General features: G+C 41.7%; 15 protein-coding genes. 7 read left to right on the top strand and 8 right to left on the bottom strand.

Going from position 1 to position 14,906, the window contains the following annotated elements:
* Window positions 1-24 precede the first annotated feature (24 nt).
* From H5186_RS03255 to H5186_RS03235, 5 genes are all read left to right on the top strand, one after another.
* Window positions 25-1,080 carry an AAA family ATPase gene (locus H5186_RS03255; protein ID WP_182761835.1) on the top strand — a complete coding sequence of 352 codons (1,056 nt, stop codon included), beginning with the start codon at window positions 25-27 and terminating at the stop codon, window positions 1,078-1,080.
* Window positions 1,068-3,299, top strand: a complete 2,232-nt coding sequence (locus H5186_RS03250; RefSeq protein WP_182794120.1) for a DUF5682 family protein — start codon at window positions 1,068-1,070, stop codon at window positions 3,297-3,299. The genes H5186_RS03255 and H5186_RS03250 overlap by 13 nt, the downstream gene beginning before the upstream one ends.
* The gene (locus H5186_RS03245) at window positions 3,284-4,393 is read left to right on the top strand and encodes a VWA domain-containing protein (RefSeq protein ID WP_182794119.1); all 1,110 of its coding nucleotides are present in this window, start codon (window positions 3,284-3,286) and stop codon (window positions 4,391-4,393) included. Before H5186_RS03250 ends, H5186_RS03245 begins: the two co-directional genes overlap by 16 nt.
* Before the next feature lie 22 nt (window positions 4,394-4,415).
* Entirely contained in the window at window positions 4,416-6,221 is a 1,806-nt protein-coding gene (locus tag H5186_RS03240) for a hypothetical protein (protein WP_182794118.1), read from the top strand.
* Between the two features lie 121 nt (window positions 6,222-6,342).
* The gene (locus H5186_RS03235; RefSeq protein WP_179959234.1) at window positions 6,343-6,495 is read left to right on the top strand and encodes a hypothetical protein; all 153 of its coding nucleotides are present in this window, start codon (window positions 6,343-6,345) and stop codon (window positions 6,493-6,495) included.
* Between the two features lie 65 nt (window positions 6,496-6,560).
* Here H5186_RS03235 and H5186_RS03230 read toward each other — a convergent pair whose 3' ends face one another.
* From H5186_RS03230 to H5186_RS03200, 7 genes are all read right to left on the bottom strand, one after another.
* The gene (locus H5186_RS03230) at window positions 6,561-7,637 is read right to left on the bottom strand and encodes a DKNYY domain-containing protein (protein ID WP_182794117.1); all 1,077 of its coding nucleotides are present in this window, start codon (window positions 7,635-7,637) and stop codon (window positions 6,561-6,563) included.
* Between the two features lie 78 nt (window positions 7,638-7,715).
* Window positions 7,716-8,639, bottom strand: a complete 924-nt coding sequence (locus tag H5186_RS03225) for a histone deacetylase family protein (protein ID WP_182717223.1) — start codon at window positions 8,637-8,639, stop codon at window positions 7,716-7,718.
* A gap of 72 nt (window positions 8,640-8,711) precedes the next feature.
* Entirely contained in the window at window positions 8,712-10,256 is a 1,545-nt protein-coding gene (locus tag H5186_RS03220; RefSeq protein ID WP_182717224.1) for a serine hydrolase, read from the bottom strand.
* A 29-nt stretch (window positions 10,257-10,285) separates the two neighbouring features.
* Window positions 10,286-10,780 (bottom strand): gamma-glutamylcyclotransferase family protein, encoded by a 495-nt coding sequence (locus H5186_RS03215; protein WP_145234768.1) that lies wholly within the window; start codon window positions 10,778-10,780, stop codon window positions 10,286-10,288.
* A gap of 34 nt (window positions 10,781-10,814) precedes the next feature.
* A complete protein-coding gene (locus H5186_RS03210) occupies window positions 10,815-11,438 on the bottom strand; it encodes a LysE family transporter (RefSeq protein WP_182739846.1) in 624 nt (207 codons plus the stop codon).
* Between the two features lie 2 nt (window positions 11,439-11,440).
* The gene (locus tag H5186_RS03205; RefSeq protein ID WP_145234763.1) at window positions 11,441-12,223 is read right to left on the bottom strand and encodes a hypothetical protein; all 783 of its coding nucleotides are present in this window, start codon (window positions 12,221-12,223) and stop codon (window positions 11,441-11,443) included.
* Window positions 12,224-12,238: 15 nt separating this feature from the next.
* Window positions 12,239-12,709: a CreA family protein gene (locus H5186_RS03200; protein WP_182717226.1), complete on the bottom strand. Its 471-nt coding sequence runs from the start codon at window positions 12,707-12,709 to the stop codon at window positions 12,239-12,241.
* 104 nt (window positions 12,710-12,813) lie between these two features.
* Between H5186_RS03200 and H5186_RS03195 the strand changes: the two genes are divergently transcribed.
* Complete coding sequence (locus H5186_RS03195; protein ID WP_182794116.1) at window positions 12,814-13,401, top strand: outer membrane beta-barrel protein; 588 nt, start codon at window positions 12,814-12,816, stop codon at window positions 13,399-13,401.
* Between the two features lie 17 nt (window positions 13,402-13,418).
* Window positions 13,419-13,748 carry a 5-carboxymethyl-2-hydroxymuconate Delta-isomerase gene (locus H5186_RS03190; protein ID WP_145234757.1) on the top strand — a complete coding sequence of 110 codons (330 nt, stop codon included), beginning with the start codon at window positions 13,419-13,421 and terminating at the stop codon, window positions 13,746-13,748.
* A gap of 255 nt (window positions 13,749-14,003) precedes the next feature.
* On the opposite strand, the gene H5186_RS03185 is transcribed toward H5186_RS03190, so the two are convergent.
* Window positions 14,004-14,897, bottom strand: a complete 894-nt coding sequence (locus H5186_RS03185) for a hypothetical protein (protein ID WP_182794115.1) — start codon at window positions 14,895-14,897, stop codon at window positions 14,004-14,006.
* Between the last annotated feature and the right edge of the window lie 9 nt (window positions 14,898-14,906).

Below are 14,906 nucleotides of genomic sequence, written 5' to 3'. Positions count from 1 at the left end.
GAACTGTAGTAAAGGACGTACCTAATGAATGAACAGATTATTCGTGCTCGCGCCGAACAACGCTATCAAGTTGAATTAGCACAGCTCATTGCCACTGATAGTGGTGCTCACCCGAGCGGCTGGCAGCTTTCAGCAAGTGCCGTAAAACGCTTTATTTGTGGCGATAAACAGCACAATATCAGCCGTAAATATTATGGTGATGATGCACTTGTTGAACGTGCGATTGTCAGCCTAATGGGCAACAATGGCCTAATGATGGTTGGCGAACCAGGTACTGCAAAATCAATGTTGTCAGAGCTACTCGCGGCGGCGATAAGTGGCACCAGCGAGTTATTGATCCAAGGTACTGCGGGGACGACTGAGGAGCAAGTTAAATATAGTTGGAATTTTGCCATGCTGCTAGCCAATGGCCCAAGCTTTGATGCGCTACTAAAAAGTCCTATTTATACTGCTATGGAGCAAGGTAAATTAGTGCGTATTGAAGAGATCACTCGCTGCCCGCAGGAAATCCAAGATGTGCTTATTTCCTTAATGTCGGAAAAAACACTCACGATCCCAGAGCTGGGGATCGCCATTCAAGCCAAACCGGGATTTAATGTAATTGCCACCGCCAACTTACTCGACCGCGGCGTAAATGAGATGTCGAGCGCCCTTAAACGTCGCTTTAATTTTGAAACAGTGCCAGTACTTAATGATGTAAAACTAGAGCAAGAGCTTATTTTATCTCAGGTCAATGCCCGCTTTATTAACGAAGCACAGCAACCACAAATTAATGAAGAGTTAGTACAGTTATTAGTACAGGTATTTCATGACTTGCGTAACAACCTTGGTGCACAATCTTTAGATGCTACTTTATCAACTGCCGAAGCGGTCAATATTGTGCATTCTTGTGCCTTACATAGCCTCTATTGGCATCAACCCATGAGTGCTGAGCAGTTAGTACAACAGATGCACGGCACCTTGATTAAAGATAAACCCGATGACATTAAAAAATTGGCTCACTATCTTGATGCTGTTGTACGTGAACGCAAAGAGTGGCGTGCTTTTTTTGATGCAGGTAAAGCGTTGTGGATGAAATAACACCAGATAACAACGGCTTTAGCCAAGCATTAGCAAAGTTCAGCCAACGTTATTTACATGATGAAAAAGTACGTTGGTTACCTGTGCGCCATCACAGTCCTGCTTGTGCGCATTTTGCTTTAGCTCAATTAAACGCTTGGCAACCAGATGTTGTATTGATTGAAGCACCGCACAGTTTTGGGCAACACCTTGGCCTATTGCAAAACAAGCAGGTGGTGCCACCGATTGCAGTTTATCAACAGCAAAGCTATTTTCCTTTCGCTGAAAATAGCCCTGAGTGGCAAGCACTGCGCTGGGCTGGCGACAACCACGTGCCAGTACAATTTATTGACTTAGACAGCACTGACGAGCAGCAAGAAGAACCACTTGATCGCTACAGCGATGCCCGTATTTTAAGCTCAAGCTATAGTCGTCAGCTACAACAAACCATGGGTTGCCGTGATGCCGATGAGCTTTGGCTGCGCTTATTTGAGCTACAAAATTTTGAAAGTGCGAATGATTTTTTTGAGCAAGTATTACTATTTTGTGCTGCTAGCCGCCTTTATTATGATCAAAAAAGTTTGCAGCAACTAGGCGATCTAGACCGCGAGAAACAAATGCGTGCCTGCATTCGCGCAGCTAGTCATGATTATCAACGCATCGCGGTAATGACCGGCGGTTTCCATACCAGTGCACTGTTTGATTACGAGCAAGAATCAACTTCTATTCGTAAAAGTACTGAGGATAGTTTTGTGATCCGTTACAGCGATTCTTTACTTGATGCTCATCAAGGCTACCAGGCGGGAATGCCCTACCCTGCGTTTTGCCGTTGGCTGTTTGAACAACGTTCATTATCAGCCAGTGATTGGCTACTGTATTTATTAGCACAAATGCCTAAGTTAACGCTTATAGCTAAACAAAATGTTTTTGAGCATCTAAGTCAACTCTCTCAGTTGCGGGGAATTGTGCGCGCTGGTTGCTATGATCTACTCGATTCTTTAGGAAGTTGCCAATTTAAACAACAAAGTAGCTCGCGCGACTATCGACCTTGGCAGCAGCTGTTGCGTGGCGAAAACATGGGACAACTACCAGCAAATCAACGTAATTTGCCATTAGTCGATGATGTATTAGCCCATTGCAAACGTGTGCAGCTGACAATCGGCACTGTTAATCGCAGTCATTTCTCTTTATATGAATTAACCGAGCGGCAACGCCAGCGCCGCCAACTATTGAGCCAATTACTATTTTTAGACATCGGCTTTTGCCAATACGAACAAAGCATGCATGCCTTTTATAATGTACATACAGCCGCAAAGCACGAAAGCTGGCGCTACCATTGGACCCCTTCAGTAGAAGTGGCGTTAATTGAATTAAGTACTTTAGGCGGCACTCTCAAAACAGTTGTACAGCATCGCTTGGCGCAACAAAGTGAAAGCGATTTGCCACAAATGCTTGATAAATTAATACTGTCACTTCAATTAGGCGTGCAATATCAATTTAACTCGGTTGCAATAACCCGTGAAATAAACGATTGCAGTACCATAAAAATACTATCAGATAGCTTCATTAAGTTATATCGCACCAGTAAGCACCCGCTTTTCAATGACTACCACCAGCAACTCGACGCATTAATTACACCGTTGTGGCGTCAATTAAGCTTTCACTTGCCCTCGTTAAATCAACTACCTGAAGATGAAGCGCTACAAGTACTGTTGTCATTACAAGCTATTGCACGCCAACAAATGGATGTACTTAAACAACCTTGGCGTGAGCGTTTACACTGGCTAATAGAACACAATGAACACACCCCTACCCTTTGGTTTGCGCTTAAAGCGTTGGCTGTAGACTTAGATGAGTTAGACCCTGCCTCTTTATTAAATGAACTACAACGCTATAGCGGCGACCGTTTCACTATTTTGCACACACTGCTGACGGTTGTGCCCCATTGGCTCAATCATCAAAACGGGCTATTGTCATTACTCAATCACAGTATTGAGCAACTCGATGATGAGCAGTTTGTTGAGCAGTTACCACAATTACGTGGGCTATTTTGCGATAAAGATGCACGGGAAATTGATGGTATTAGCCAGCAACTCGGTACACTTAATCAATGGCAACAGCAATTAAATTGGCTCAATGAAGATATCAGCGAGCATGATGTAAACCAAGCAATGTTATTAGATAAACAATTACAACAGCAACTGCTTGAACAAGGATTAAGTGCATGGACTACTCGCTAAAACAGCGCTGGCGTCTAGTATTAGGGCGCTATGCTGAATCACTCGATACCAGTTTATCAAGTGAGCAAAATCAACAAGACCAAGTCCTTGAGCAACTCTACCAACAGGGTTTAAAAGAGCGCGGCCTTCAAATCTCTGGCGGCTTAGAAGCAAGCCAGCCATCGGTAGTACAGTGGCTCGATAACGCTGAAAAGCTGTTTCCTAAAAGTGTTAATGACACCTTGCAACATCAAGCATTAGAGCGCTTTAATCTTAAGCAGCTGTTAGAAGAACCACGAGTACTACAAAATATTTCACCCTCTATGGGGTTGTTAAAGCAATTAATGAGTATTTCAGCGCATACCAACCCTAAATTACAGCAGCAAGTGCAACAAATCATTACAACTGTAGTAGAGGATTTGCTAAAGCAATTACGACCACTGTTTAATAACAAGCTCAATGGTAAGCTAAATCGCCAAGCGCACAGTCCACAAAAACGACTTGCTAACTTAGATTGGCAAACAAGTATTCGCAAGAACCTTAAACACTTTGATGGCAAACGCGTGCTATTTGAGCGCATTTACTTTCATGCTCGCCAGCAACCACAATTGCCTTGGCACGTTGTTTTATGTATCGACCAATCAGGCTCTATGTCCAGTTCTATGGTGTATTCAGCGGTGATCGCTGGTATTTTAAAACAACTACCGTGTATTAAACTCTCGCTGGTGGTATTCGATACACAAGTCGTAGATCTGACCGAGCAAGCTGACGACCCAGTGAAAGTATTGCTCTCGACTCAACTTGGTGGTGGCACTTTAATTGCTAAAGCATGGCAATACTGTGAGCAGCTAATCGAGACTCCTTCGCGTACCATTATTGCTACCGTGTCTGACTTTTGTGAAGGTGGCCCTGAGCAAGCAATGTTTCAACAAGCTCAGCATCTTATTGATAGTGGGGTGACAATGTTAGGCATGACCGCATTGAGCCCTGAATCAATACCTTTTTATGATACTAACGCAACAGCCAAACTTAGCCGTATGAAAATGCAGATTGCTTCATTAACGCCTGACCACTTTGCAAATTGGCTAGCATCCACGATGGGATTACAAAAATGAGCAGCATGAGCATAAAACAATAATGGATATCAGTATTTTTGAAACCCTCGCCAGTGCGGGGTTAGTCCGCCGAGCACAAAAAGCGCTCGATAAATCCAGCCCACATATAAGTGACGCTTCGCCAATTCAGTTTACATTCGAAGGTCAGCAAGGTGTACTGGATTTACATAATCCTAATAATAGCCAATGTGATTGCGCCGCAAATGGTATTTGTAAGCATATCATTGCAGCCAGCATATTTACTTGGCAACAAGCGCCAGTATCTGCAGCAACGATTGAAGAAAATGAAGTGCCGCAAATCGATACTAATACGTTATTAGCCAGTGCTGGCAAAGTAAAAATACGCCAGCTTTATCGTCAAGTTCAGCGTCGTTGGCAAGCTGACATCGTGCAACAAGGTGCGCAGGTTTGCATTACTATCAAGGAGCACACGCTCCATTTTACTAACGTAAACACAATTAATGATATTATCTGCAATGAAGATAGCCAAGCATACGCACTACTGGGCGTTTACTTGTGGCTTGAGCAACAAGGTGAAATGCTGCAATGGCCCGACTGGTTGCAACTAGAACAAGAGCACCAAAAAACACTATTAAACCAAACACAAACGCAGCTTAAGCAGGCATGCTACGCTGAGCTCATTATGCTTGCAGGAGTACCCTTAGCGCAACTGCGCAGTGAATCACTGCTCACTATTGAATTACTGCAGATCCCGATGGAAAAGGCAGGCTTTAACATTGCACCACTAAAACGTTTATGCGGCACACTCGCACGCTATCTTAGTGGTGAACATCTGCGAGACAAACGCACTGTTTTGCTTGAACTAGCACACGTTTTGGTGATGCTTGAACGCCAAGAGCAAACACAAACGCAAGATGTTGAACATATTTGTCCTCCACAGCAGTTGTTATGTTTAGGCGGTTATCCGTGGCGTCGTAGCAGTGGCGCACATGGATTGACGTTGGTTTTACAAGACGAATACGGCCGCTTTATTACGCTTGCCGAAAGTCGCACAACAACCGAGCAAACACTTAACTATAGCCAAATCTGGCAAGCAAACCAATTACTTGAAGGTGCGCCTTCTGGCAGCAATTGGTTTGGGCAAACACAACGTATTTCAAACGCTCAGCTCAATGGTTGGCAACGTCTTCGCCAACTTAAAAAGACCTATGTTGAACCAAGCGAACAGCCACTAAAGCCACAGGCTATTAGTGATATAACCGAAATTGATTGGCAAAGCGACTATATATGCTTTGCTCCTAGTCATGTTCACCAACACACATTTGATGAAGCCACGCAATGCATGTTGCTCAGTTACCAAGATACGCAACGCAATACGCTCTTTTTTAGCCAGCCCTACACTAAGCTGACACACCATGCGATCAATAATATGATGCTATTTAAGCAGCAATTACCACAACTTATTGTGGCACGTATTGAGCGCGATAGTACGCAGTGGCAGCTACGTCCGATTGCTGTAAAACTGGATCGTTGGATTAATCTCTATTTTGATGATTTAACCGACAACAAAACAACTAATATATTTAGCAACTGGCTTGCAAAACAATCTCCACAGCCGCAACTGTCATCGCCAAGACGAGATAAAGTGCAGCAATTTTTGCTAAAAGTGCTCGATGAATTAGCGCAAAGCCATAGCATGCCTCAGCAATCACACAGTGAAATGGCGCAAAAATTAGGACTGCGCACGTTGAGCCATTTTTTAAGTAATTCTGGGCCAGAACATCGTTTAAAAGCAGCTTACTGCGCCGAGCAGCTACTACAGTTAAGCAGTCTTAAACCTGTAAAGTTCAATGAGCTGCAAAACTAAGTGCTGATTAAAGTTCAGCTATATTATGCATTTTTTTAGGGAGTATTATTGAGTATAACAGTAAGCACTTTCGCGCTGCCAAAACGGTACGCATGCTTGTAATTGGAGTCGGGAGATCCGCATGGGTTTTGCCCCTACACGATTAAAACTGAGTAATGGTGAGCAGATCATCGCTAACGGGGAGCTTAATTTTATCGATATAAACCAAGTTGATGCAACGCAAACAAACGTAGGCAAGTTACCAAAGAGTATGAATAAACTTCCTTCTGTTTAATCATTTTCAACAGCAAATTACCTCGTTCATCGCAACGCCCTAACAGGTCCTATATTTTTCTAAACTTAGCGCGTTGCAACAATCTCACCGCGAAAATAATAATGATATTTATCGTAAGCATCCGAATGAGTTTGTTCATCATATTGAGTGACTTTAAAGCTGTCAGCATCGACTTGTGTCATCGGCTTTGCCGACTTATATTGAGTTACGTAATAAACAGTCTCACCACTGCGATAGTAGTCGCGTTGAAAAATTTCAAAATTGCTGGGATCAGCCCCCATCAATACATGACTATCTTCACCATTTAAGTAAAAAATATGCTGATTATCGCTAGCAAAGTTCTCGTCTAATCGTGTAAAACTAGCGGTATCTACATCAATGTCAGTTAAGATGGCTATATTTGCGTAAAAGATATGTTGCTGGTCTTTACCGTAACTATCATCGATAGGTTTAAATGACTGCGCATCTATTTCAGGCACTGGCTCATCGTTATGGTAAATGACTTGTCGGCCTTTCCTTCCAGAGATATTCCAAAAGCTATAAGAATAGGCCTTATAACTTTTAGGATCAGCTCCTGCAACAATACGCTCGCCTTTAACCACTTGCGAATCATTAATCCAATAAAGATCAGTACCAATAATCTTAGCCTTTAGATTATTAGAGTTAACACCGCTAATGGCGTTACCACAATAGTAAAGGTGCTGTTTATCTTTGGCGTATAATGCAGCGTCATAGGTATTCAAATTGGCTAAACTGTAAGTAGTAAAGCTTTCAGCGTCAGCGTTTTCTATTAACTTAGCATTAAAGTAAACATGCTGGTCAACAACGCAATAACCCGCATTGGCAATACCTCGAAGCAGATTACTGATCATACCCGTATAGCCAAATATCACAAAGAAAAACCCAATAACAACAGCACTTATCAGCGCCATTTTATAACTATCAATACCAAAATAACTGCCGCCAAATAAACCAATAAGCAAAAATAATGGTACTGGAAAACTTAATATGAGTATGGCAGAGAACACTTTTTGCTTATTATTCGTCGCGCCAGGGGCACCGAACATCATCGGCGACATCATCATCATGCTTCCCCAAAAGCACAGTGCCAACGTGACTAAGATATTAATTACTACAGACATTATCTTCCTTGTTTAATTAGTGGTATTGGTATCATACAACAACCAATATTTTTACTTAATTGTAGAATGAATATAAAGCTACTCTTCTGCTTGTGTAAACACTCTAATATGTTCTATAGCACTGCGCCCTAGCGCTGATAAATTATATCCTCCTTCTAAATAAGAGATAATCCCTCTACAGCCAGTACTTTTTACCATGTCACACAGCTGTTGTGTCAACCAGGCATAATCGGCCTCAACAAATTTGAGACTTGCCATATCATCTTCAAAATGCGCATCAAACCCTGCGCTGATAAACAATAACTCTGGCTTAAACTCTGTTAATTTAGGTAACCACTGTTGGTTATACAACGTTTTTAAATCATTGCCATCGCTGGCTATGGGCAACGGTGAATTAACCAATGTATCGTTATTTTCAACGGCGGTATTAGGGTAAAAAGGATGCTGAAATAATGAGCAAAGCAACACATTGTCATCATCGATAAAAATGTCTTGCGTGCCATTACCGTGGTGAACATCAAAATCGACAATCGCAATGCGCTTAATCCCTTTACTTTGCGCGTACTTCACCGAGATTGCTAAGTTATTAAACACACAAAAGCCGGCAGAGGTTGTACGGTTTGCATGATGACCCGGTGGCCGTACGGAGCAAAATGCGGCATCGAGATTATCCGCTAATATTTCATCGACGGCTAATAGCCCTGCCCCTACTGCCCGCTCAATTGCCAAAAATGACTCTGGGCATAACCAAGTGTCGCCATCAAGTGATACTAAACCTTGTTCCGGGAGGGTGTTTTCCACCAGCGATACAAGGGCCTCATCATGGGCTAATAAGTAATGCTCACGTAATGCTTTAGGCGCTTGCTTTTGCTGCACGGCAATATCCAAGCCACTGGCCAAAAGACGATCGGTAATAGCATCTAAGCGCTCAGGACACTCTGGATGATCCGCGATCATTTTGTGTTTACGGCAAAAAGGATGAGAAATAATCGCAGTACGCATAAATGCTCCAAATGAGTTAACGACTGTAACTATAACAAAGCCACCCTTTGGTGGCTTTGCGACTTTGGTTTACTATTTAGCTTGCAAATGAAGATTTCTAAAATCAAAACTGAAATCAGTCACCGCTGTTGATACTGCACGCATTGTCGCTTCATTCACACGATTTTTAGTGCTCATATCAAAGCTAATATACGCATCAGCTTCGAGTAGCTTTTCATCCCACTTGACGATAAATGTGTTGCCCGTGTAATGCTCAAGCTGCCCTTTTAAACGTTTAGTATGCGTGAAATCAATACGTAGCTTACCGTCCAGCTCTTCAATAATAACATCACCATACCAATCATCATGCAAAGTGCCGGTGTAGCTAATATTTGGTAACTGTGGTTGATAGTCTGCAGGAGCGTCCGGCTTAGCATTAGCATACGCTTTTTGCTTACCTTCAAAATGCTTTTTAGCCAACTCTGCTACCCAGTCTTTATCTTCAAGTTCAAGGGCGTCTTCAAGCACTTCATGAGTAATAGCAGAGAGCGCACCGAATGCTTGCTGATTAGATAAAATAACAATCCCGAGGTTTTTCTCAGGCAATAACGTCACCTGCGATACCATTCCTAAAATACCACCACCATGGCCTAATTTTTTAATACCGTGGTAGTCTTCAATGCTCCAACCTAAACCATAACCTCTAAATTGCTGATGATAAGCCTCATAAGCGCTTTTTGACGCCAGTGAGGTAATATGTGGATGCCACATTTGCTCTTGTTGTTTTTCACTAAACAACTGCTCGCCATTTGGCATTTTACCATGGGCTAATTGTGTACGTAGCCATTGGCTCATATCATTCACACTGGATGCAATCGCGCCGGCACCACGAAAATCCTCTAAGTAATTAACGAAAAATGGATGTAATTGACCATCCATAGGAATATGACCCGTTGCCCAGTTATTATTACTTTTTGGAATACGCGAAAAACCAGCGCGTGAGTTATCCATGTGCAAAGGCTGGAGAATATTCTTTTCAATATAATCATTCCAGCTCATACCTGAGACCCGCGCGACTACCTCGCCAGCGGTCACAAACATCAAGTTGTTATAAGCGTATGTGCTGCGAAAGCTACTAGCTGGTTTTAAATATTTAAGGCCTGCGAGAATTTCTTCGATTGATTTATCGGTGTCAGGCCAAATCATTAAATCCCCTTGGCCTAACCCTAAACCACTACGGTGACTTAATAAATCACGGATCGTCATTTCGCGGGTTACATAAGGGTCGTATAAACGAAATTCAGGAAGGTGATCAATTACCTTGTCATCCCAACTAAGCTTTTCTTCATCAACTAATTTTGCCAATGCCGCAACCGTAAATGCTTTAGTATTTGATGCAATACCAAATAAGGTGTCTTTATTCACCTTGCTACCAGTATCTAAGTTACTAACACCAAAGCCTTTAGCAAAAATAACCTTATCGTTTTCAACAATCGCCACGGCCATACCCGGCACATCAAAGCGCGCCATTGAATTTTCAATCACTTGATTGATGTGCTTGGTATCAATATCGGCATAGCTATTAAATGCACAGCCTGCTAATAAGGTGGCCGCAATCGCTAGTTTAGTTAATTTCATAACAATCCTTGGAGTTATCATTTTAGTTTTTATTTTTGATGTACAGCAAACTCAATGGCTGCACGCGCACTGTCACTATCTTGGCAGGTTGGCCGAGACTTTATGGCATCACTGTACGCATTTGGCACACCAGCTTCAAGCGCACCGCGATGAACGTGCTGCATATACCAATCGTAAGGCAGTATCTGCGCATCAGTGGTGTTGGCAATATAACAATGCGCCGCTACTTGTTGCCCATCAAGTAATGTTACTTGAATATCCACGCAGTCATAACGGGGCCCTTCGATGGCGTCTAAAATCGTTTTTTCTGCGTCATTGAGTTGATATACCACGCCATATACTTGCGCGTTCTTATCATTTGATGGGCGTACATTGCCTTTTCCTGAGCCATCAGTACTTACCATATCAAAGGTTAACTCGTAACCGGCTAGTATTGCCGTACCAATACGAGTAGCGTTTGGTAAACGCGCCAATAAACGACTCGACGACATATTTGAACCAAACGAAAAATTATATACAGCCATATTCACCTACTACAGATTTCTGTTAAAACAACACTTACACTACAATTCTTATTGCTAGAGCGATCAAAATCACGCCAATACCACGGTCAAACCAATAGCCACTTTTTTGAAAAAAACCGCGAACACTAGGCTTTGATAGCACCAAGGATAGAAACGAAAACCACGCCCACGTTGCCAATGCCATATACAGCCCATAGCCTGCTTGCACAATTAATGGCGTTGACTGGCTGATCACTAAAGTAAACAACGACATAAAAAATAACGTGGCTTTTGGGTTTAACGCATTGGTTAAAAAGCCGCGACGAAATGCAATCCAACTGGATTCAACACCTTGAGATTGAAGAACAGTTTCTTGCTGCGCTGGCGCCGGTCTAGCACTTCTAAGCGCTTGCACACCAATGTAGGCCAAGTATGCACCCGCTAAATATTTTAATGCCATAAATACGTTTGGCGATTGCGTTAATAAAACCGCAACCCCGAGTAAGCAATAACTAACATGTAATAAAATAGCCAGGCCTACCCCAAAGCTGGTCCACAATGCATTACGACGCCCCTGCTGAACACTTTGTTTAAGCACAATGGCAAAATCTGGGCCAGGGCTTGCTACAGCAAAAAAGTGTGCCAGTGCAATCAATAAAAACTCATCTAAATAAGCCACGATTACCCCGCTTTTTTATCATCAAGCGCTAACAACAACGGATTAGCAGTACTATTAACTAAGGCTTTTATTTCTTTTTGCGCCTTTTTGAATTGGCTGCGTAAGTGCGGCTTTAAATGCTTTTTAGAATCTTTATAGCCTTTAAAGTGGCAAATAAGGGCATGCATAAATAAGGTTTGCGGTTCACTAAGTGCAGCTTGCCTGTTCGCATAGGGGTTGTAACACGAGCCACAGCCCCCTTTAAACTGATACACCGTATTGCTCATCATTACCCCAAAACCTAAAAAACATGCCACGGCATCGGCGGCTTGTGGTAAAAACTCTTTACCGCCTGGTGGTAACACGCCCACATGGTGGATCATAATTGTCGCTAAAGTACCGGCAAAGCTGGCCACTAAATCTTGTGGCTGATTAATTTGATTTGGATTAAATGACACATTAACCGTATGGCTTGGCGGCACAATTAATTGGCTATTATCACCACGTAACTGATTACTAAAAGCAAAATGAGGAAATACTTGCGGCTGCAATTGCTGTGGAGCCACCAGCGTAATTGGCCAAGCTTGCAGCCCCGCATAGCCAACCACTCGCTCAAACACTTTACTGGCCATTTCTTCAATGCTTGAAACTGCATCGGGAAAGCATTGGTGGTTTGGCAAAACTAATTGCGAGTTATTAATGAAATAATCGCTGTCAAAATTTTCCACCGCCCACACAAAAGTATCAATCAGCCATTGCTGCTCTTGTTCATCTAATAAAGGTTTGCTTTTAAATAACGCTAACATAGTTTGCTCTTTTGCTTATTCTTGCTCTTGTGCCCATGCCCATGCTTGGGTGTTATACAATGGCACAGTGGATAACGCATGATGATGACTGCCGGTTGACTCTTTAGTTGAATACGACAGATATAACAGAGTTCGCGTTTGCGCATCATAAATTCGACGCACTTTTAATGATTTAAATAAAATACTTTTTGATGATTTAAATACCACCTCACCCGACTTACTACGGTCAATCGCTTGTAATTGGTCGGCAGTAATTGGTCCAGTTTGGCGACACGAAATAGACATATCAGAAGGATCAGCAAAATCTAAGTTCGCTTCGATATGGCTAATATGACAGGTTACGCCTTTTACTAGAGGGTCTTGTTGCGAGTTAACTTTAATATCTTTAGTGGTAAATAATCCCAAACTAACTGATGCAACATCATCAGAGCAGCCCGCTAAGGTGATCAATAAACCTGTCAATACGCCTATCATTATAGGTTTCATATATTACTTGCTCCATGTAGGGGTAAACGATTCGTGGCTTACATTTAATATTCAGCTATGTTTCAATACTAACTTAAATTAATCACAACAACGAGCACGACACCATGAAAAAAGTATTTGTTTTACTGTGCTTACTGTTAGTAAGTCAGAGTGCGTTAGCTGGTTATTCACTGAGTCTTTATACTGGTAAAAGCTTTAATCAATCATTAGAAACTAAAAACGGTTTAGCTATAGAGCTCAAAGATAGTAACCATCTTGCTTTTAGTATTGATAGAACAATTGACTCAGCTCGTTATGGTTTTTACTTTTCAAACACCGAAAGTGACTTTCAATCCTCCCCTGATAAAAACGTTGAAATGCAGTATTTTATGTTTCAAAGTGCTGTTGAAGTCCCTTTAAGCAACCACATTAATAGTTATGTCGGCGCACAAATTGGTGCAAATTACATAAGTCCTAACTTCACCAGCTCTGATACTTTCTTTGCCAGCGGCCTGTATGGCGGTTTAGAATACTTATTTAGCGATCAAGCTCGCATCTTATTTGAAACTCGCTGGCTTGCAACGATCGTCAATAATGCCAGTAACGTTTCATGTGCATTACCAACAGACGAAAACAAGCAATGCTTGTGGCATTTTGATGGTGATGTACTCAATCAGTTTCAAACCAGCTTAGGTTTCACATATCGTTTTTAGGGGAGCAAATAGATAACATGCCACATATCATCATTGAACATTCTGAAGATTTACCGGTATTACCGCAGGTATTGGTTGAAAAAATTCATCAAGCAACGTTTAACAGTGGCTTGTTTGAATTAGCAACGATTAAAACTCGCGCTATAGCCTATACACATTATCAATTGGGCGATGGTAAGGAAGGTTTTATCCATATTGGCGCACACATTATGCAAGGGCGTACGATTAAACAAAAGCAACAACTCAGCGAGCAGTTGTTAGACTGTTTAAAAATATACTGCCGAGAATCAGACAGCTTAAGTGTTAATGTTCACGATATGGAACACGAAATTTACCGAAAGTGTTAAATATTTAAAGTAAATTTCAATCTCTAATCAATTTGCAATAACAGCACCATCTTCGAAAGAAGGTGGTCTTAAATGCCTTCCTTGGTCGCGTCAGATAAAAGTGAATAAATCTTAACTTGATCTGTCAGATTCGATTAACAGGACTCAATCAAATCTGACAGTCGCATATGTGCCAATTGCGGTCATTGGTAACGCTCACGTAATAGCCGCGAGCTTGCTAACACCCTTATTGACTCGCTTGTTATGCGTTTTTCCCTATTGCAAATTAAGCTGAACTTTATGAACAACTTCTACCACTATTGCTTCTAGGTTGGTACCGAGTTTTAGCTCCAAATTCGGACTGGATGTATATGGAGAAAGAGCTTGTTGAATAGCAGGGTAATTTTCTTCAACAGTCTTTTGTAACTGCTTGACTGTTAGATACAAAGAATCAGACTGCACAATAGCACTGGTTGGGTGATTACTTGCTGAGTAACCACCTCCCATAGGCATATACTCAGTACCATCGTTTACCACTATGGTAGTGTTTGCAGCTTTATTCCTTAAGGCTCTTCTTTCCTTAGTTGTTAAAACTGGCGATTGAGAGTTTGTTTTCAAAACATATGGCTTCAACACACTTGGCCAATTATCATGCATCACCTGAATTAAATCAGTATTAGTCCAAGTCACCACCGAACCATCAGCTTTTTCATGCTGCAAGATGTCGATCAGATAAGCATCACTTTCACTAAAGTAAATAAAAAGCAGCTCATTACTTCTACTCTCATCAAAGTGCAAATGATGTATTCCCCACTCTGAGAGAAGTAAATCAGCAAACTTAGATTGATTCAATTTCCTTATTCTATTACTTGACAAAATATTTATGTCATTACCATGTGACAGCTTGTTAACTATCTCGATAATTTCACTCGACTCCGACAGTTTGTCTGATACATGGACATTCCATTTGCGTACAGATATACGCCGAGTATAAACAGTAAAAAAGTGATGCAATAGATTGTGTAAGTCGTAGTTTTCGATCTTATCTTTTAATTCATCAGAACGTTTATCTTGTTGACGTAATTGTTCTGGCGAAGGGACATTTAAGCCGCATTCCTTAAGAGCTGCTTGAAGCTCATCTGACAAATCCGAAAAAAAATTAATGTTCATTTATTATCT

The sequence above is a fragment of the Pseudoalteromonas sp. SG41-2 genome (genome assembly GCF_014164535.1).
Lineage (GTDB): Bacteria > Pseudomonadota > Gammaproteobacteria > Enterobacterales > Alteromonadaceae > Pseudoalteromonas > Pseudoalteromonas rhizosphaerae.
The sequence above is the reverse complement of the archived record's forward strand: the minus strand, read 5'-3'. Positions and strand labels throughout refer to the sequence as shown.

What these genes read in the sequence shown, in the direction of transcription:
- H5186_RS03185 (WP_182794115.1), bottom strand. Translation starts at nt 14,897, where the DNA reads ATGAACATTAATTTTTTTTCGGATTTGTCAGATGAGCTTCAAGCAGCT.
- H5186_RS03200 (WP_182717226.1), bottom strand. Translation starts at nt 12,709, where the DNA reads ATGAAACCTATAATGATAGGCGTATTGACAGGTTTATTGATCACCTTA.
- H5186_RS03235 (WP_179959234.1), top strand. Translation starts at nt 6,343, where the DNA reads ATGGGTTTTGCCCCTACACGATTAAAACTGAGTAATGGTGAGCAGATC.
- H5186_RS03245 (WP_182794119.1), top strand. Translation starts at nt 3,284, where the DNA reads ATGGACTACTCGCTAAAACAGCGCTGGCGTCTAGTATTAGGGCGCTAT.
- H5186_RS03205 (WP_145234763.1), bottom strand. Translation starts at nt 12,223, where the DNA reads ATGTTAGCGTTATTTAAAAGCAAACCTTTATTAGATGAACAAGAGCAG.
- H5186_RS03215 (WP_145234768.1), bottom strand. Translation starts at nt 10,780, where the DNA reads ATGGCTGTATATAATTTTTCGTTTGGTTCAAATATGTCGTCGAGTCGT.
- H5186_RS03230 (WP_182794117.1), bottom strand. Translation starts at nt 7,637, where the DNA reads ATGTCTGTAGTAATTAATATCTTAGTCACGTTGGCACTGTGCTTTTGG.
- H5186_RS03195 (WP_182794116.1), top strand. Translation starts at nt 12,814, where the DNA reads ATGAAAAAAGTATTTGTTTTACTGTGCTTACTGTTAGTAAGTCAGAGT.
- H5186_RS03225 (WP_182717223.1), bottom strand. Translation starts at nt 8,639, where the DNA reads ATGCGTACTGCGATTATTTCTCATCCTTTTTGCCGTAAACACAAAATG.
- H5186_RS03240 (WP_182794118.1), top strand. Translation starts at nt 4,416, where the DNA reads ATGGATATCAGTATTTTTGAAACCCTCGCCAGTGCGGGGTTAGTCCGC.
- H5186_RS03220 (WP_182717224.1), bottom strand. Translation starts at nt 10,256, where the DNA reads ATGAAATTAACTAAACTAGCGATTGCGGCCACCTTATTAGCAGGCTGT.
- H5186_RS03255 (WP_182761835.1), top strand. Translation starts at nt 25, where the DNA reads ATGAATGAACAGATTATTCGTGCTCGCGCCGAACAACGCTATCAAGTT.
- H5186_RS03190 (WP_145234757.1), top strand. Translation starts at nt 13,419, where the DNA reads ATGCCACATATCATCATTGAACATTCTGAAGATTTACCGGTATTACCG.